The sequence below is a fragment of the Candidatus Binatia bacterium genome, assembly GCA_036493895.1.
In the GTDB taxonomy this organism is placed as follows: Bacteria; Desulfobacterota; Binatia; order UBA1149; family CAITLU01; genus DATNBU01.
Genome location: DASXOZ010000010.1, coordinates 17,031 through 35,013 on the forward strand (window position 1 = coordinate 17,031; position 17,983 = coordinate 35,013).

A 17,983-nucleotide genomic window follows, 5' to 3' on the forward strand; every position below is an offset into this window, starting at 1 on the left:
GGGCAGCCTGCCGGCCCAGCCTTCTTCGCTACCGCCTCAGAGGTGGTTGGACGTGCACTGCACGCACACCATCTTCGGCTGCGAAACGTCGATGCTTCGCGAGGCGTCCTGGTCGTCGGTCGCGAGCGCTACCGGAACGCTGAGCTTGGTGCCCTTGGCCTGGTAGCAGCACTGGTGCACGTCCGGCGGCGGCACTCCGGTGGCCGATAGACTGGCCGCGGTGCAGTACATCGCCACCTTCTTCAGATCGACCGTGCCGCTCGGCGCGATGTCATCGCTGATGGCCTGCCCGAGCACCGGTGTGAACTTGGTGTCGCTCACGTCCTTGGCCTGCCAGCACTGCACCACGCTGGTGCCCGAGCAAGAAGACGCACTGTCTGCGGATACGGTTCCGGCGGGGCAGGTGTCGCAGGTGGGCGCGTCGAGCGTCGACGAGAACGTGCCGGCGCTGCACGCACTGCACTGGCCGCCGCCGGTCAGCGTCGTGCCGGCCGGACACTGGGCGTACGACAGCGTGTACGAAACGCCAACGCTCAGCTGGTTTGCCGTCACCACGAGCACGCGCTTGGCGGTTCCCGATCCCGGCGGCAGCGTGCAGACGATCGAGCTGTCGTCGCTGCTCGTCGACGGGCAGAGCCGGCCTCCGATCAGTGCCGTCGCGCCCGATGGCCCGAAATTGTCTCCGTGGATCGTGATGTGGTCTCCACCGGCCCTTGCGCACTCGCTCGTGTTTCCGCCCAGGTCGTCGGTGCAGCCCTGGACGCTCGTGATCGATGGCGGCGAATAGCTGAGCAGGCGCTGCGGGAAGCTCGACAGGCCCGTCGAATCGGTGACGACGAGATCGACGTTGCTTCCGGCTCCCGGCGGAAGCGTGCACTCGACCGTCGTGTCGTCCGCCTGCGTGACGGGGCAATCGTGGCCGCCGACGAACGCCTGAGGTGCCGCTCCTGCGCTGCCGAACGACTGGCCGACAATCGTGATGACGTCTCCGCCCGCCGCGTGGCACTGCGCGGTTGCGCCCGCTCCGTCATCCGAGCAGCCTTTCACCGACGTGATGACAGGCGAGGCCTGCGCGCAGATCGCGACCAGGCACCCGGCCAGCGTTGCGGCGGCGGTCGCGAATACACGACGACGATTGCGACGAGCGAAATGAATAGACATGTCGGGCCCCCGGAGGACGGATTCGATGCGAGGAGCGTGCACTCCCTGTGATCGCGGGTGGGAGTATGGCGGTCCGGAGGAGGCCGTGGCAAGGGCTGGCGAGGGCTTGGCAAGGGCCCTTGGCCGGTGGCGGGGATCACTCGATCGAGGCTTTGACATCCGAGCCGGACATCCGTAAGGTACTGGTCCACAAGGCAGCACGGGGCTGCCGCGAGTTCCCGCCCACCGGTTCTACCAAGCCCACGCGGCGTCGTTCTCTCCTCTCCCATATCGATTTTCCGGTTCTGCGCCCCGCAACATCCCGCAGTCCCATCGATGATCGCTTCCAGTCCGCCCGGCATCAGCTGCGGCGACAAAGGTTCCCAGAATGAGTTTTTCTTCGCTCGGGCTTCACCCGAGCCTTCTCCGTTCGCTTGAGCAGAGGGGCTTCACCGTCCCGACCCCGATCCAGTCCGACGCCATTGCACCTGCCCTCCAAGGGCGTGACGTGCTTGGCTGCGCCGCGACCGGCAGCGGCAAGACGGCCGCTTTCCTGCTGCCGATCCTGCACCAGCTTCTCGAAAACCCGCGACGCGGCACCCGCGTCCTCATTCTCGCTCCGACTCGCGAGCTGGCCTCGCAGATCGTCGACGAGGTGAAGAGTTTCGCCACGGGCACACCGCTGCGTGCCATCGCCGTCGTCGGCGGCATGGGCATGCGTCCGCAGGAGCAGGCGCTGCGCGCCGGCGCCGACATCGTCGTCGCTACTCCGGGTCGTCTTCTCGATCACCTGCGCCAGCGAAATGCGCGCCTCGAGCGCGTCGAGCATCTCGTGCTCGATGAAGCCGACCGCATGCTCGACATGGGTTTCCTGCCCGACGTTCGTCGCATTCTCTCCGAGATTCCGCGCCAGCGGCAGACGCTGTTTTTCAGCGCCACCGTGCCGGCCGAGATCGCCAAGCTTGCCGGCGAGATGCTGCACGAGCCGGTGCGCATCGGCGCCGAGCGCAAGGCCGCGCCGGCGGCCGGCGTCACCCAGCACGTCTATGCAGTCTCGGCGACGAAGAAGTCGTCGCTGCTGGTCGCGCTGCTCGAACAGAACGTCGTCGCCGAAGCGCTTGCATTCACGCGCACCAAGCACCGCGCAGACCGGCTCGCGCAATTCCTGCGCCAGAACGGCATCCTGGCCGATCGCATCCACGGCAACCGATCGCAGAACCAGCGCACCGCGGCGCTCAGCGACTTCAAGGCCGGCCGCCTTCGCGTGCTCGTGGCGACCGACATCGCCGCGCGCGGGATCGACGTGAGCGATCTCAGCCACGTCATCAATTTCGATCTTCCAGGCGGTCCCGAGGACTACATCCACCGCGTCGGCCGCACCGGCAGGGCGGCGGCCAGCGGCGATGCTCTGACGTTCGTGGCGCCCGAAGACGAAAGCGAGATGAAGCGCATCGAGCGCGCGCTCGGCCACGGCCCGATCGCAAGGCGCAAGCTCGACGGATTCGACTATTCCGCGCAGGCGGGCAATTCCCACCCCATGGGGGAGGCCAGACCGCAGCGGTATCCGCGGCCGAGCGGCCAGCGCAACGGCCAGCGTCCGTCTTTCGGGCGCGCCCGAAGTTACTGACCCTCGCGCCCGCAATTGCCTTCGCAGCGGCGCAGGCAATTGCGGGCGCGCAATGACCTCCGCTTTTCCCTCCGCAAAAAGGCTACGATAACCCCCGTCGTCATGACGAGCTTCACGCGATGAACGCCCTTCTCTCGACCTTCGCAGAGATCGTCGGCAGCGAGCATGTCGTGACCGGCGAAGCGCTCTCCGACTACGCGCACGATGAAGCGTTGCACGGCACGCCGTGCCTTCCGCTTGCGGTGCTGAGGCCCGCCGATGCCGAACAGGTTTCGCGGCTGCTGCGCCTGGCTACCGAGCACAAGCTGCCCGTGACCGCGCGCGGCGCCGGCACCGGGCTTTCGGGCGCCTGCGTGCCGCATGCCGATGGAATCGTCGTCAGCTTCGAGCGCATGAAGGCGATTGTCGAGATCGACGACGAGAACCACATGGCGGTGGTCGAGGCGGGCGTGACGCTGGACGAGCTCAACACGGCGCTCGCTTCGCACGGGCTCGTCTACCCGGTGTTCCCCGGTGAGAACAGCGCGACTCTCGGCGGCAACGTCGGCACCAACGCCGGCGGCATGCGCGCCGTGCGCTACGGCGTCACGCGCCACCACGTGCTCGGGCTGGAGGCCGTGCTCGCGACGGGCGAGGTGATCCAGACCGGCGGCAAAGTCGTCAAGACTTCTACCGGCTACGATCTCACGCAGCTCGTCATCGGCTCCGAGGGAACGCTGGCGCTGGTCACCCGCGTGACGGTGAAGCTCATGCCGCTGCTCGAACACGGCGCGACGCTGCTGGCGCCGTTCCGCTCGCTGGCAGAAGCGACGCAATCGATTCCGGTGCTGGTCGCAAGCGGCGTGGCGCCCCTGATGGTCGAGTACATCGACCAGATGACGATGATGGCGATCACCGCGCAGAGCAACATCGAGCTCGGGATTGCCGAGTCCGTGCGCGACGAGACGCAGGCCTATCTCCTCGTCGCAATCGAGGGACGTACCAGCACGCGTGTCGACGAGGACATGGAAACGGCCGGAATGATCCTGGCCGAGCACGGTGCGATCGACGTGTTCGTACTGCAGCCGGGCGCGGCCGTCGAGCTCGTCGGCGCCCGGGAAAAGAGCTTCTGGGCCGCCAAGCGCGCTTCGGCCAGCGAGGTCATCGACGTCGTCGTCCCGCGCGCGTCGCTGCCGCAGTACATGGAGGCGGTGCGCGAGATCGCGATGCGTTACCAGACGATGATCCCGGGCTGCGGGCACGCCGGCGACGGCAACGTGCACATGGCCATTTTCGAGCAGGACGAAGAGCGCCGCGCGGCGCTGCTGCGCGACCTGTTCGCCGCCGGTTACGCTCTTGGAGGCGTCATCTCCGGCGAGCACGGAATCGGATCGCTCAAGAAACACTTCTTCATGGAGCTCGAGGATCCGGTGAAGATCGCGCTGATGCGAAGGATCAAGCAGGCCTTCGATCCGGCGGGAATTCTCAACCCCGGCACGATCTTCGACTGACGGCCGCCGGCATCTGGACCCTCGCCATCGTCACTGGCAATCTCCGGGGCGCATGAGTTACGAGTCCCTCGACTCCCAATGGGGTGAGAGCTGGCTGGAGCCTCACCCCGTTCCGCAGGACCTTGCCGCGGCGATCAGGCAGGTCACCGGCGGCGGCATGCCGGTATGGGCTTCGCTGCTGACGCCGGTGCCGTGGGTGATCCGCACGTTCCTGCGCACGATCGACAAGAAGCTCGCGCACATGCCGCTGCCGCTTTTCGACCTGATCGCGCTCGTCGTCGCCCAGGACAACTCCTGCCGCTACTGCTACGGCGCCACGCGCGCCATCCTGAAGATCCAGGGCTTCGGCGACGAACGCATCGAGATGCTCGAGCGAGATCTTCAGCTCGCCAAGCTCACGCCTGCCGAGGACGCCGCGATCCGCTACGCGCGGCGCGTCTCGCAGGCCAACCCGATGCCGGGCCCGCAGGATCTCCAGGATCTCGCAGCGGCGGGCTTTACACCGCCGATGATCGCCGAGATCGTCTACATGGCGGCGTTCGCCGGTTACGGAAACCGCGTCGCGACATTGTTCGCACTGCCGCCCGACCAGATCGAGCACTTGCTCGACAAGCCGCTGATGCGGCTGATGCGCCCGCTGATCGCGCGAAAGATGCGCGGCAGACCCCAGCCCGCGGTAAAACTGCCGACGCCGAACGAGCCGCCCTTTGCCGAGCTGGTCGCGACGCTCGACGGATCGCCGACGGCCTACTTCGTGCGCGCCGACATCGACGATGCGATGGCGTCGCCGGTGCTGACGCGACGAACCAAGCTGCTGATGTGCGCCGTAGTCGGCCACGCCCTTTCGTGCGACGCCGTGACGCGCGAGACGCGGCGCACGCTGGCCGCCGAAGGCTTGTCCGGCGCCGAGATCGACGAAATCGTCACCAACCTCGGCTCGCCGCGCCTGGACGAGCGCGAGCAGCTGCTGATTCCGTTTGCGCGCGAGACGGTTCGCTATCGCAACATTCCGATCCAGCAGCGCACGCGCGAGCTTGGCTCACGGCTCGGCCTGGACGTCGCGATCGAAGCCGTCGGCATGGCCGCGCTCGCCAATTCCCTGGCGCGCCTTTCCGTTCTCGTTTCTCCGTGCTGACCGCATTCCTCGTCGCAGCTCTGGTGGCCGCCGCGTGCGCGTTGACTGCGTGGCGTCGCAGCCGGGAGGCCAGCGAGCTTTCGCGCCGTCTGGAAACGTCGCTTGCCGAGCTCGAATCGCTGCAGCAGGCTTTCGTGCGGTTTGCTCCGCACGAAGTGGTCGAGCGCATCATCGCCGGCGGCGTCTCCGCCGAAGCCGAGACGAAGGAGCTGACCATCCTGTTCGCCGATCTCAAGAACTTCACGCCGATGGCCGAAACGCTCGAGCCGACGCGGCTCGTCGTGCTCCTCAACGGCTACTTCGAGAGGATGGACACGGCGATCGCGAGCCATCGCGGGCACCTGGCCAAGTTCATCGGCGACGGCCTGCTTGCGCTGTTCGGCGCGCTGGAAGCCAACCCGTGGCAGACCAACGATGCGCTTCACGCGGCACTCGCGATGCGCGCAGCGCTCGAGGAATACAACGCGGAGCTCGGCGCGAAGGGACTGCCGACGCTCGCGTTCGGCATCGGCATTCATCGCGGCACCGTCGTCTCCGGAATTCTCGGGACATCGTCGTTCCGCGAGTACGGCGTCATCGGCCGCGCAGTCAATCTCGCCTCCCGCGTCGAGCACCTGACGCGGGTACACGGCGCCGACATCCTCGTCACCGACGAAGTGCGCTCCGGCTGCGACCCCCGCTTCCGCCTGCGCGAGCTGCCCCCAGCCGAGCTCAAAGGAATCCACGCCCCAGTCACCACCTACGCCCTCGAAAGCTTCGAATAGGGCTATGCCATTGGTGTAATGGGGTCAGGCACCAGAGGAATGGGGTCAGGCACCAGAGGAACAGAGCGCATGCCGAACATCACGGCCAATCCCGTTCACCTCGGCCTCGGCGCCACCGCCGTCGTCGAGCCGCAGTTCACCGGCATGGCGTGGTACGACGCCTACACCGAGCGCCACGCCTCCGATGGCATCGAGGGACGCCTGGTCAGCATGTATACGTTCGAGAAGTCGTGGGACGTCTGGGAAATGCACCCGCACGGCAGCGAAGTCGTGCTCTGCACGAGCGGAGAGATGACGCTGACGCAGGAAAGGGACGGCAAGGCATCCAGCGTGCTGCTGCGCGCGGGCGACTACGCGATCAACGAGCCGAGGACGTGGCACACCGTCGATGTCGAGCGCTCGGCCACCGCGGTGTTCATCACCGCAGGCGTCGGCACCCTGCATCGGCCGCGCTGACGGTCGCGCAACTGCCGGACACCCATCACACCTTCGTGCGCTACGATTTTCGTAACGCAGCAAAAATCGCAGCAGTCGCCAGCCAGCTACTGGATCGGCGCAATCCAGGCAATGACACCCTTCTGATCGTCGGAGACATACAGGCGCCCGTCCGGTGCGAACGTGATGTCCGTCGGCCTTCCGTGAGATCTCGTGTTGTCGTCCCAACCGGTTGCGAAGTCCGTCATCGCGCCCGTGTCGTTACCGTTGAGGTCCTGACCGGGCATCGGCAGGCCGGTGCTCTGGTCCATGGCGATGGCGACCATGCGCGCGCCGGACCACGAGCCGGCCGCGCCGTGCAACGCCACGATCGCAGTGCCCGAATACATTCCGGGCCAAGAACCGGGTGCGAAATCCAGCCCGAAAGGAGTGTCGCCGATCAGGAAGGACGCATTCTCCGGCGCAACGCCGGAACAGTCGGGAGTCGGCGAGACGCTGGTATACGGCGTGTCCTTGGTAGCGCAGCAGGGAAAACCCCAGTCATCGCCTGCGTGGATCGGCAGCAGCTTTTCGCGGCCGGCGCTGCTGGCGCTGAAGTCGAGAGCCAACTCGAGCGCGAAACAACGATTGTGACCATGAGCGCAGCGTACGAGGATCGGGTTGCGCATTCCTTTTGCAACCTGCGTCCCATGGAGCGTGTCAAGCTTGAGGATGCCGCCGTGAAACGGTGGAGGCTGCTGGCAGGTTTCATTGTTGTCGCCCCCATTGCCGACGTAGATCGTGCCGTCGTCGGCGACGTCGAGAGTCTTCGGCCAATGCAACGGCGACATGTAGACGTCGATCGTGCCGACCGTATCGGCGCCCGCCGACGGCGCGCGTTCACCAGCGGCGTACGGGACGCGCATGATGTGGATGTCGTCCTGGTAGTAGAAATAGCCGTTGTAGAACATGAGGCCCTGGGTAGCCGTAAGCGCGTCCTTGAACGTCACCGGCTTGTCGGCCACGCCGTCTCGATCGTCATCGGGAAGAACGATGACGGCCGCATGCCCATTCGCGCCGCCGGAAGTGGTCAGTCGCGTCGGCGACGCGACGAACAACTCGCCACCCGGTGCGAATCGAACCTGCCGCGCATTGCCAACCGTCCCAAAGTAGTGCGCGCAAAAGCCGTTCGGAAGATGAAGGAATGTGAGATCCGGCCAAGACGGATCCCCGCCGGCAACCGTCGTAGTCCCCATCGCCGTAAACTGGATCGAGCCGGGAAGCGTGCAGGGATTGGTGATCGGTGGCGGCATGCCGTCGATCGCAGCGCTCACGAAACCGGTGATCTGGGTATCCACCGTCGCGGAGTCACCCGTGGTGTGGCAGTCCGGCTTCTTCTCTGCGGATCCGAAGCTAGAGATCATCTTGTTCGAGCACGACGCGCGGCAATCAGCGAGGCTCGCGGAGTTGACGCCGTTTCCGCTCAGTGCGGCCTTCTGCGCGCAACGCAGACCGCAATAGATCGCCTTGCCGGACGACTTCAGCTTCCCCGACGTGCAGGAGCTGGCGCCGCCGGCGACCATCAGCAGCGAACGCAGGTTGTTCATTTCGTCGTGGACCGCGGACGTCATGATCGTGACGTCGCCGGTGTTCACGCACGCGCTCGCGACTGGAGTGCCTTCGACGTCGGTCCAGCCTGCCTGCAGCTTGGCGGCCGCGTTCGTCTCGCAGGCAGGATCGAGCGATGCGCCGGTTTTCACGGCCTTCGCGTCGCACTTGGTGATGGAGAAAGCATCCCTGCCGACCAGGCCGCGCTTGCCGCCGATGCATCCCTGGCGCTGCGTCGAGTCGGCGCCGGCATCCACGGCCGCAATCAGAAGAAGACAGGCAACGACAGGAACCAAGACCCCCGAGGTTTTCACGACGCGAGGCGTAGTCGGTTTTCCGCACATATTCAATGGGGAAAAATTGGCCGCAGCGGCAGCAGAAAACGCAGCAGCCGCGGCGCCTTGACCGCACGAGCTCGCTCGGCACGGCGTTGTTCGTCGCACCGGGAGTCGCACTTCTGCGAATCGCGAACACCTGTTGTCCTCAATCCTGGGAAGCGTCGCCGCAGTTTTCCCAGTGAGAAAACTGCAAAATCGCGCACGTCGGTGCTGGCTCGGATATTGCTCTGCCGGGGGTGCCGGCCGCGGGCCGGTGACGGCAAGGAGGGACTTCCTGCCGAGCATTGAAAGCTGCAGCAGCCGTGTCGCGGATCTGGTCCGCGCGCGAGAGGTGAGCCATGCCCCAACCGATCGAAGGGCCGATGCAGACGCGCCGGGGGTTTCTCGATCTCCTCCTCGGACTCGGCGTCGTCGGATGGGCAGGCAGCGTCTTCTATCCGATCATTCGCTACCTGACGCCGCTTCCGTTGGCCGGTCCCGGAGGACCGGTCAAGCTGAGCGCAGAGCAGCTTGCGAGCCTGGCGAAGGATCGCTTCGTCATCGTTCCGGCGGCGGGCAAGCGGTTGCTGGTGTTCCAGGACCCCGCGCAGAAAGTTCGCGCGCTCGATGCGCGCTGCACGCACGAAGGCTGCACGGTCAAGTTCGTTCCCGGCGAATCGGTGATCTGGTGCGCGTGCCATAACGGCCGCTTCGATCTCGATGGCCGAGTGATCTCGGGCCCGCCGCCGCGACCTCTCGGCCAGTACGTCGCGCAGCAGGACGCCGACGGCGGCGTCACGGTCATGCCGCAGGCCACATGAGCGACGGCGCGAAAGCTACCCCGGCGGTCACGCACGAAACGGCGCACAGCGGCCTGCTCGGCTGGCTCGACCGACGCTACGGCCTGACCCCTCTCATCGTATACATGCGGCACAAGGAAGTGCCGGTCGGCGCGCACCCGATGGTCTGGTACTACCTCGGCGGCGCGACGCTGTTCTTCTTCCTCGTCCAGATCGCCACCGGCGTGCTGCTGCTGATGTACTACCAGCCGGGCCAGGCCACCTCGTACGAGAGCATCCGCTACATCGCGACCAAGGTTCCCTTTGGATGGCTGATCCGCGCGATCCACTGCTGGAGCGCGCACCTGATGATCATCTGTCTCGTGCTGCACATGTTCAGCACGATGCTGCTCAAGGCCTACCGTCCGCCGCGCGAGCTGACGTGGCTCAGCGGTTTCGCGCTTTTCGCGATAGCCCTCGCGTTCGGATTCTCGGGCTACCTGCTGCCGTGGAACAAGCTGAGCTTCTTTGCGACTGCGGTCGGCACCGATTCCGTCAAGTCGGTGCCGGTCATCGGTCACTGGTTGCTGCTGGTGATGCGCGGAGGCGAGGACGTCACGATCAACACGCTGTACCGGTTCTTCGCCGGTCACGTCGTGATTCTTCCGCTCGTCTGTTTCGCGCTCGTCGGGCTACACCTGCTGCTGATCCAGCGCCAGGGCATGGCGCCGCCGATTCACGGGCCGAGCGGCAGGAAGGGAATGCCGTTCTTCCCGAACTTCGCTCTGCGCGACCTGCTGCTGTGGCTCGTGTGCCTGACTGCTCTTGCGGGCCTGGCCGTGCTGCTTCCGTACGGACCGAAGCTGCCGGGAATGGAGTGGGATCTCGGCACCAAGGCCGACCCGCTGGCTCCCGCTTACCCCGGTATCAAGCCGGAGTGGTACTTCCTTTGGATCTACCAGCTCTTGAAGGAGTTCCCTCCGCACCTGTTCGGGCTCGAGGGCCCTCAGGTCTGCCTGCTCGTCGTCGGGCTTCTGATGGGCGGCTGGGCGCTGATTCCGTGGCTCGACCGCTCGGCACGTCGCGGCAAGTCGTCGATCGCATTCACCGACATGGGGTTCGCCGCCATCGTGTTCCTGACGTTCCTTACGCTGAAGGCAGCCGATCTCGGTGCCGACACGATACCGACGACGCCGGCGGAGACCGCGGTGGTCGCGCGCTATTGCGCCATCGTCGTCATCGCCCTTGCTGCTGCGACGACGGTGCTTCGCATCGGGCTTTACGAGCACCGCTGGTTCCTGCTGAGCGCAGCCGCCGTCGTCCACATTGCGCTGCACGGGCTGCTCGGCTGGGACTATCTCTTCGCCGGCGCCGTCGTCGGAACGGCCACTGTCACGATGCTGGTCGCCGGCTCGCTGCGAACGCGCGGCCGAGCCGCCGAGGTCGTGCCGTGAACGCGCGCGCTCTTGCCGCCGTGCTGCTGCTCGTCGCACTGCCGCGCCTCGGCGTCGCCGACGACAACGCGGCGCCGCCGGAAGAGTTCAAGATGACCACTGCGCTGCAGGAGATGCTCGACTCCCACGACGACAAAGACGCCGTAGTGCTCGACCAGGCGCAGCGAAAAGTTTTCGATGCGCTGCCGGCGCATGCGCGGCAGCTTTTCGCCGACGCGGTGGACAACGAGTACATCGGATCGGCTACGCAAATCCGCGAGATCCTGTCGCTCGACCTCGACACGACCAAGCTCGAGCTGGTGCTGACCAACAACTGCCTGCTCTGCCACAGCAACGACAAGTACCAGGACCCGCCGACGCTGTTCTCGCTCGATCCGGTCGCGGCGGGCTCGCCGCCGTACATGAACCTGCGCAACTTCGTCAGCGACGCGCACTTTCGCCACAACCTGGCCTGCGCAGGCTGCCACGGCGGCGATCCGACCGGCAACATGGCGCACGACCATCCCGACCAGTGGCCGACCGACCGCGACGAGCGCATCGCCAATCCGAAATGGATCCCCGAGTTCTGCGGTCGCTGCCACAGCGATCCAAAGTACATGGGCACCTTCAATCCGTCGCTGCCCACCGACCAGCTCGCCAAGTACAAGACGAGCCATCACGGCAAGGCGCTGCTCGAAGGCGGCAATCCGCGCGCGGCCCAGTGCGTGAGCTGCCACGGCGTGCACGGCATCCAACCCGCCAAGAGCCCGGCGTCCAGCGTTTTTTCGAAAAACGTTCCCGAGACCTGCGGCAAGTGCCACTCGGATCCGAAGGTCATGGAAGGAGTCAAGCTTCCTGACGGCTCACCGATCCCCACCGACCAGCTCGCCAAGTACAAGACGAGCGTTCACGGGCGCGCACTTCTCGAGAAGGGCGACACCGGTGCGCCGGCCTGTAACGATTGCCACGGCAATCACGCGGCGGCGCCGGCCGAAGTGTCGAGCGTCGCGCAGATCTGCCGTACCTGCCATGCGCGCAACGGCACGCTGTTCGAAGGAAGCCCGCACAAGGCGGCGTTCGAAAAGCACGGCTGGCCCGAATGCCAGCGCTGCCACGGCAGCCACGCGATCGACAAGCCGACCGACGCGATGCTCACGACCACCAAGGGCTCGCTTTGCGCCGACTGCCACGACCAGAACGCGAAGGACAAGCCGGAGTGCAAGCAGACAGCCGCGCACTTCCACGACACGATCGTCGGCATGGTCGACGCGTCCACCAGGTTCGGCGTGCTGTCGGCCGAGCTTGCCGAGAAAGGCCTCGACGTCGACCCGCTCGACGACGAGCGTCGCAGTCTCGACGACGCGCTCAAGCAGTCGCGCTCGGAAATCCACTCCTTCGATCGCAGTGACTTCGATGAAGTGGCCGGCAAGGGCCTCGAGACGGTCACGAAGATGCAGACACTCGTCAAGGGAGTCGATGACGAGTATCGCGACCGCCGCAGCGGGCTGCTGGTCGCCATCGCTTCTCTCGTCGTCGTCGTGCTCGCGCTCTGGATGAAGATCCGCAGCATCGAGCGCGGAAAGTGAGCGGACGCCAGCCGCCGCAATAAAAAAGGCGCCGGCCGTCTTTCGATGGCCGGCGCCTTTTTCCATAGGCCCGTTGCAGAGAATGGCTCAGTGCTTGAGCGCGAGCACCCAGTCGACCAGTGCGTTGATCTCCGGGTCGCTCAGCTTTTCACCGAACGCCTTCATCCGCTCTTTTCCGGTCTTGTCGTCCTTGACGCCCTCCTTGATCTTCTTGATCATCTCCGGCTTTTTCAGCTCGGCCTGCACTTTCGGGTCGGTCAGGTCCTTGATGTTCCTTTCCTTGCCGACTTTGGTGTCGCCCTTGGCGTCCTTGCCGTGACAGATCGAGCAGTTCTTGCTCCACAGTGCGTTCGCGTCGACATCGGCGGCACTCGCCGCGGAGGCCACCAGCAGGGTGGCCGCCCAAACGGCGCCGACGACGAGACTGACTCGCGCTTTGCTGACCATGGTCGTGTCTTCTCCTTTGTGGTTGCATGCAATCGAGAGCCGGCCACGGCCCGCGCCGTCGAGCTCCGGCAGGAACGATCCCGCCGCGGCAGGATCGATGCGAAGGCTTCCCGTGGTGCCGGGCGGGTTCATTGCTCCTGCCTCAGCAACCGGGAAGTCATGGTGAGCGCGCCGCCGTAGAAAACCAGCGCGAGAAAAAGGTTCATCGGTCCGCCGAGCGAGACGTCTTCCCACGCCAGGCGCGCGCCGCCGGCAATCAGCATCGGAAAGACGAGCCAGCGAAGGTCCGGCAGGTCCCAGCGGCGGCCGCTCCATGCGAGCGCGATTGCCAGCACCGAGACGACGATCGTGCGGACCGATGCGAGATACGCTGCCCGCTCCAGGTGCGGAGCGACGGAGATCAGCGCGGACGTGAGCAGCGGCGCCGCGACGCCCGCGATACCCCAGCTTGCCAGCGCCGCCACGAGCAGGCGCGGCACGGCGTCCGACCAGTGAACGTCGGGCGCAATTCGCGCCGCAAGCACCGCATAAGCTGCAATGGCGGCGGTGAGCACGAGAGCCGCCGGCGCGTCGAAGTCGACTGCGAAGTCTTCGGGGGTTCCGATCAACCCGCGAAGCCCGAGGCTCGCAAGGCCGGACGGCAGCGCCGCCGCGGCAAGATACAGCGCCCCGTGTAGTCGCAGCGTATTGCGCCGGCGCACCACGCCCGTCGCAATCGCGACTGCGGCAAGCGTGAGCCAGGTTTCGGCGAGCGCAGCGGGGGCCAGCAGCATCGCGGTGCCGGCGCCGACGAGCAGCCCGGCGAACGTGCTGTACGCGTAGAAATTTCGCGGCGGATTTTCCTCGGCATCGATCGAAAGGAACGCTGCCGCGTAGCAGGCAGCGCCGATCAGCGCGATCGACACCGCGATGCCGGTCGAGCTTCCACCATGGAACTGGATCGTGACCATCGCGGTGCCGATCCCCGCAACGAGCGACGCCGAAACCTGCACCAGCTCGAACAGGGAAATCGGCCGGCGCCGCGCCAGCGTGGCCGTGGCAACGCTGGCAAGCCAGATCACCGGCGCCACAAGGGCGAGCACGATGACGTCGCCGGGCGGCGTCGATGAGTAGAATTCCGCAGAGGGCCGCGGCTGGGAGACCAGCAGCGCAAGCAGGACGAGAACGAGATCGACGGCGCCGGCCAGCAGCCAGCGCAGCTCGGGCCAGCGCTCAATGGACTCGATCGTCTCGACGGCTGCGGCCGCAACCAGCAGAGTCGCGGCGTACAGCATGAAAGTGCTGGTTCCGGAGAGCAGCGCGACGATCGTGGCGACTGCCCCGGCAGCCACGATCCACGCGAGCACACGCAGGTCGCGCCGGCGCGCGACGACCAGGCCGAGCACGAAGAAGACGATGATCGACGGTGCAACGACGGCGCCCGGCAGCAGGCCGAAACGCACCGTGGTCTCCCACAACAACGGGTACGCGATGACGATTCCGCCAATCCCGTAGAACGCCGCGCTCGTCTTCTGCGCCGGATCGCGCGTGCGGTCCGCCTGGACGAGCCACCAGGCCGCGTACAGCAATCCGAGCACCGGCCCGCTGAAATCGGGCAGCAAGGATGCGGCGCTGATCGCACGGAGCAGGAAGGCTCCGCCGAGGATGACCAGGGTTCGACCAGCCAGGCCGACGATTTCGGCCGGCGCCCACGCGTGCACCGGGCCGGCAATGGACGCCGGTGCGATGGTAGAAACGCTTCTGGTCAGCAGGGAAACGGCACCGAGCTCGAGCGCCTGGATGCGCGAACGCAGATCCGCGACTTCTCGCGCCAACGACTCGACCCTGGTCTCGATCTCGTCCCGGCCTGGCGGCATGCACGGCACCTCGGTGCGAAAAACGACAGATCCGGGCAATGCAATGCAATGCGCATGCCGCTCGCAATGCGCAGATCGTTGGTGCGAGGAGCCGGAAACGCTGCGGAATGCCCGTCAGTCGGCGTTAGGTCGCGGCGCCATCCGCAAGACTTTCCCAGCTTCGGAAAAGGATCCCCGCATCATTCCCGATTGCCGGAATCCTCGCGCGCGGCAACGGCAGCTTCGGCGACCGGTGATGCGGGCGGTGCTGCTTCCGCGTCGTCGATGCGTTCGGCGTTGCGCGCCGCCGGCGCGCGTCCGTGCCACCAGCTCATGTCCATCGGGTAGACGTCGGGATCGAACACGACCCAGTACATGTGCCACACCAGGATCGCCAGGGTCGCCAGCACTGCTTCGTAGAAATGGAGCGAGGTCGCCACGTCGGTGAGCCACTTCGGCAGGTAGCGCAGCGTGATGTCCTTGAACCACAGCGGCAGGCCGGTGACCGCCATGAGCACGATGCCCCACAGGAACGCCCAGTACTCCGCCTTTTCGATATAGCTGAAGCGCCCGGAGACGGGGTGCTCGCGGCGAAGGCCTACGTACCAGCCGAGCATCGCGAAGAAGTGGCGCGCGTCGGACAGTTTCCACCAGATCCCGCGCATCCATTCGCGCTGGCGGCTGGCCTTCGAGAAATAGTTGCCGACGTGCCAGATGACGGCAACGAGGAGCACGATCGCTGCGATGCGGTGCGTGATTCCTCGCGTCGCGTGGGCAGTCTCCCAATGCAGCAGCGGTGCGGCCCACCAGCTCTCGGGCGTGGTCAGTGCAAATCCGCTGTACGCCAGCAGCGGGAAGCTCAGCATCACCAGGCCGTGCTGGAGCCTCAGGCGAAGCGGCATGCGCAGGCGCGCAGGGCCGCGCGCTTCGGCGTGAGTCGCCGGTTGCATCGCAGCCTTTCGCACGAAGTCGGCGGCCGTGTGCAGCACCATCCCACCGATCACGACGGCGATGATCCACAGGTAGATGAGCCGGATCCAGTGCTGCGCGCCGTCCTTGGAGATCGTCGCCGAGACGTGGACCGGGCCCACTGCGAAACGCTGTCCCGCGCCGGGATGACAGCGCGCGCAGGTCTTTGCGATGTTGTCCGGGTGTACCGAGGAGCGCGGATCGCTCGCCGGAAGCACGTCATGGACGCCGTGGCAGCTCGAGCAGTTGGCCGCCGAGACTTCCCCGGCACGGATGGCCAGGCCGTGAAAGCTGTCCTGGAACGCCGAGAAGTTGGTGTCACTCAGGCCATGGCGTTCGACGAGACGCGTGTCGCCGTGGCAGCGACCGCAAGTGTCGCGCGACACGTTGCCCGCGAACACCGGCGATCCCGAATCGGTGTGTGACAGGATGCGGTGCTCGCCGTGGCAGTCGGTACACGTCGGCGCATCTCGCATCCCGCGGGCAAGAGCCTGCCCGTGGACGCTCTGCTGGAAGGTGTCGACGACATCCTTGTGGCACTTGCCGCAGGTCTGCGGGACCGTCGCTCTCCAGATCGTCGACTTCGGATCGTCCGGCGGAAGGGTGCGGTGCGAATCGTGGCAGTCCGAGCAGACGGCGCCGCGTTTTCCTTCGCGGATCGCGCGCGCGTGGGCGCTCTCGAGGTACGCTTCGACCGGCTGCACGACCGACAGGTTGCGTTCGCGGGCAAGATTCGGATCGGCGTGGCAGCGGGCGCAGACCTGAGCCAGTGCGATCCAGTGCTCCGGCGATTTGTCGTCGCTGCGGTCGACCACCTTGTGCAGGTCGCCGTGGCAACCGTCGCACCTTGGCGCCGCGGTGACGCCGGCCGCCCTTGCCCTTGCGTGGTCACCCTCGCGGTAGGCCTTCACCTCGTCATCGTGGCAATCCGTGCAGGTCTCGAGGTCGACTTCCTTCAGCTTGCCGTGAGGGAGCGACGTCGCGTCCGCATGGCAGGTCGTGCACTGGAGGTCGGAATGCGCCGACGCCGAAAATGCGCCGCCGGCGATGTTGGCCGGATGCTTCTCGTCCTTGCTGACGCTGTCGCCGTGACACGACAGGCAGTCTTCGTTGCCCAGGTCGGCGGCGATCGCCGGGACGACAGCGGCCGCGAGGCATGCAAGAACGCCCGCGGCCACCGCGGAGAGGATCCGCGTGCCATCGCGAGCTGCCAGCATCCTGTCCACGACAGCACGGACGTAGCACTTTCGGTGCCGAGCCGGCGGCGATCTGCCGTCGATGCGTCAAGAGGCCGAGTCCACTGGCGGAATGGACAAGACGCGGGCACGTTCCTTACTTCTCGAGCGTGACGAAGCCACGGGCAGCTTCAGCTGTGGGAATTCTCGCACGACGGGTTTCCCACTTCTGGAGAAGAAACGGCAAGCAGTCGGCTCGAGGCGTTTCCCCTGCTGCGGTGCTTTGCATATCATTCGCTGCGGCGGGGACGCGTCGCGGGGTGCAAGGCTGGCTTGCGTGCCGGTCCGAATGGCACGCGATCATCGTGCCGGCTCCCGCATCGGCGAGGGAGTAACGATGAAGCTCGAATCCAGGTCCCTCGACCGTCTCGTGACAGCCCGGCGCTCCTGGTTGCGGCTCCCGCATGCTGCCGTCCCGGTCGCAGCCATGGCGGCAGTGCTCGTCGGGCCTTATTCTGGATTTGCGGCACAGGGCACCGATGCGAAGGCCAACCAGTGCATCGCCTGCCACGAGATCGAGCAGCTTCCGATCACGCTCGGCCACAGCTTCGGTGAATGGAAAGCTTCCGAGCACGCCCGCAGCGGCGTTGCCTGCGAGAAGTGCCACGGTGGAGATCCTTCGGCGACGCAGATGGAAGCCGCCCACAAAGGCATCCTGCCGTCATCCGATCCGGCCAGCAGGACCAGTTCCCGCAACGTCGCGGCAACCTGCGGCACCTGCCACAAGGACCAGTTCCACGCTTACGAGGGAACGACTCACGCCAAAGAATTCCGCCAGGACACGGTCGCGGCCACCTGCGTGACCTGCCATGGCGCGATGGCAACGAGCCTGCCGTCTCCGGCGGAGATCACGTCGCGATGCATCGTCTGCCACGACAAGCCCGTCGAGGCGCGCGCGGCGCTTTCCTGGCTGGTTGCGGCCAAGATCCAGCTCTACAAGACCAAGCAGTCGCTCGACGCTGCGCAGGCTGCCGTGCCCGACTGGCATGCCGACGCGATCAAGCGCTTCCATGACATGGAGCAGAGCTACCACAAGGTCACGGTCGACTGGCACAGCTTCGACCTGCAGCGCTCGCTGCACGAAAGCCAGGACATCCTCAACCTTGCCAAGCTGCTGGACGGAGAAGCGCGCCTGAAGCTCAAAATGAAGAAGGGCGCCAACACCGACGGCGCCCACGACGACGCCGACCACAAGGACCACTGA

14 protein-coding genes are annotated in these 17,983 nt (G+C 66.1%); 9 read left to right on the plus strand and 5 right to left on the minus strand.

All coding sequences use genetic code 11. The features are described 5' to 3' along the window. Window positions 1-36: 36 nt before the first annotated feature. On the minus strand, window positions 37-1,161 hold the full coding sequence (locus tag VGK20_01500; protein ID HEY2772704.1) for an IPT/TIG domain-containing protein: 1,125 nt from the start codon (window positions 1,159-1,161) through the stop codon (window positions 37-39). 487 nt (window positions 1,162-1,648) lie between these two features. On the opposite strand from VGK20_01500, the gene VGK20_01505 reads away from it, so the two are divergent. From VGK20_01505 to VGK20_01525, 5 genes are all read left to right on the plus strand, one after another. Next, window positions 1,649-2,767: a DEAD/DEAH box helicase gene (locus VGK20_01505; protein ID HEY2772705.1), complete on the plus strand. Its 1,119-nt coding sequence runs from the start codon at window positions 1,649-1,651 to the stop codon at window positions 2,765-2,767. A 119-nt stretch (window positions 2,768-2,886) separates the two neighbouring features. Next, window positions 2,887-4,257 carry an FAD-binding oxidoreductase gene (locus VGK20_01510; GenBank protein ID HEY2772706.1) on the plus strand — a complete coding sequence of 457 codons (1,371 nt, stop codon included), beginning with the start codon at window positions 2,887-2,889 and terminating at the stop codon, window positions 4,255-4,257. Window positions 4,258-4,309: 52 nt separating this feature from the next. Next, window positions 4,310-5,392 (plus strand): hypothetical protein, encoded by a 1,083-nt coding sequence (locus VGK20_01515; GenBank protein HEY2772707.1) that lies wholly within the window; start codon window positions 4,310-4,312, stop codon window positions 5,390-5,392. After that, entirely contained in the window at window positions 5,386-6,156 is a 771-nt protein-coding gene (locus VGK20_01520; protein HEY2772708.1) for an adenylate/guanylate cyclase domain-containing protein, read from the plus strand. The genes VGK20_01515 and VGK20_01520 overlap by 7 nt, the downstream gene beginning before the upstream one ends. A 69-nt stretch (window positions 6,157-6,225) precedes the next feature. Next, the gene (locus tag VGK20_01525) at window positions 6,226-6,612 is read left to right on the plus strand and encodes a cupin domain-containing protein (protein HEY2772709.1); all 387 of its coding nucleotides are present in this window, start codon (window positions 6,226-6,228) and stop codon (window positions 6,610-6,612) included. Window positions 6,613-6,698: 86 nt separating this feature from the next. Here the strand turns inward: VGK20_01525 and VGK20_01530 are convergent, their stop codons facing one another. Next, complete coding sequence (locus VGK20_01530; GenBank protein ID HEY2772710.1) at window positions 6,699-8,492, minus strand: hypothetical protein; 1,794 nt, start codon at window positions 8,490-8,492, stop codon at window positions 6,699-6,701. Between the two features lie 362 nt (window positions 8,493-8,854). Between VGK20_01530 and VGK20_01535 the strand changes: the two genes are divergently transcribed. Genes VGK20_01535 through VGK20_01545 form a run of 3 tightly spaced genes read left to right on the plus strand, consistent with a single transcriptional unit; the run spans window position 8,855 to window position 12,293 of the window. Continuing rightward, on the plus strand, window positions 8,855-9,316 hold the full coding sequence (locus tag VGK20_01535; GenBank protein HEY2772711.1) for a Rieske (2Fe-2S) protein: 462 nt from the start codon (window positions 8,855-8,857) through the stop codon (window positions 9,314-9,316). Further along, entirely contained in the window at window positions 9,313-10,728 is a 1,416-nt protein-coding gene (locus VGK20_01540) for a cytochrome bc complex cytochrome b subunit (GenBank protein ID HEY2772712.1), read from the plus strand. The genes VGK20_01535 and VGK20_01540 overlap by 4 nt, the downstream gene beginning before the upstream one ends. Beyond that, on the plus strand, window positions 10,725-12,293 hold the full coding sequence (locus VGK20_01545; GenBank protein HEY2772713.1) for a cytochrome c3 family protein: 1,569 nt from the start codon (window positions 10,725-10,727) through the stop codon (window positions 12,291-12,293). The genes VGK20_01540 and VGK20_01545 overlap by 4 nt, the downstream gene beginning before the upstream one ends. Before the next feature lie 87 nt (window positions 12,294-12,380). Here the strand turns inward: VGK20_01545 and VGK20_01550 are convergent, their stop codons facing one another. The 3 genes from VGK20_01550 to VGK20_01560 form a co-directional block, all read right to left on the minus strand. Next, window positions 12,381-12,872 (minus strand): cytochrome c, encoded by a 492-nt coding sequence (locus VGK20_01550; protein ID HEY2772714.1) that lies wholly within the window; start codon window positions 12,870-12,872, stop codon window positions 12,381-12,383. Continuing rightward, window positions 12,869-14,596 carry a hypothetical protein gene (locus tag VGK20_01555; protein HEY2772715.1) on the minus strand — a complete coding sequence of 576 codons (1,728 nt, stop codon included), beginning with the start codon at window positions 14,594-14,596 and terminating at the stop codon, window positions 12,869-12,871. Before VGK20_01555 ends, VGK20_01550 begins: the two co-directional genes overlap by 4 nt. Window positions 14,597-14,775: 179 nt before the next feature. Further along, window positions 14,776-16,761: a cytochrome b/b6 domain-containing protein gene (locus VGK20_01560; protein HEY2772716.1), complete on the minus strand. Its 1,986-nt coding sequence runs from the start codon at window positions 16,759-16,761 to the stop codon at window positions 14,776-14,778. 355 nt (window positions 16,762-17,116) lie between these two features. Here VGK20_01560 and VGK20_01565 point away from each other — a divergent pair, with 355 nt between their 5' ends. Beyond that, on the plus strand, window positions 17,117-17,983 hold the full coding sequence (locus tag VGK20_01565) for a multiheme c-type cytochrome (protein ID HEY2772717.1): 867 nt from the start codon (window positions 17,117-17,119) through the stop codon (window positions 17,981-17,983).

Coding starts and splice junctions, on each gene's coding strand:
- VGK20_01560 (HEY2772716.1), bottom strand. CDS start 16,761: ATGCTGGCAGCTCGCGATGGCACGCGGATCCTCTCCGCGGTGGCCGCG.
- VGK20_01565 (HEY2772717.1), top strand. CDS start 17,117: ATGAAGCTCGAATCCAGGTCCCTCGACCGTCTCGTGACAGCCCGGCGC.
- VGK20_01515 (HEY2772707.1), top strand. CDS start 4,310: ATGAGTTACGAGTCCCTCGACTCCCAATGGGGTGAGAGCTGGCTGGAG.
- VGK20_01525 (HEY2772709.1), top strand. CDS start 6,226: ATGCCGAACATCACGGCCAATCCCGTTCACCTCGGCCTCGGCGCCACC.
- VGK20_01510 (HEY2772706.1), top strand. CDS start 2,887: ATGAACGCCCTTCTCTCGACCTTCGCAGAGATCGTCGGCAGCGAGCAT.
- VGK20_01500 (HEY2772704.1), bottom strand. CDS start 1,161: ATGTCTATTCATTTCGCTCGTCGCAATCGTCGTCGTGTATTCGCGACC.
- VGK20_01540 (HEY2772712.1), top strand. CDS start 9,313: ATGAGCGACGGCGCGAAAGCTACCCCGGCGGTCACGCACGAAACGGCG.
- VGK20_01535 (HEY2772711.1), top strand. CDS start 8,855: ATGCCCCAACCGATCGAAGGGCCGATGCAGACGCGCCGGGGGTTTCTC.
- VGK20_01550 (HEY2772714.1), bottom strand. CDS start 12,872: ATGAACCCGCCCGGCACCACGGGAAGCCTTCGCATCGATCCTGCCGCG.
- VGK20_01555 (HEY2772715.1), bottom strand. CDS start 14,596: ATGCCGCCAGGCCGGGACGAGATCGAGACCAGGGTCGAGTCGTTGGCG.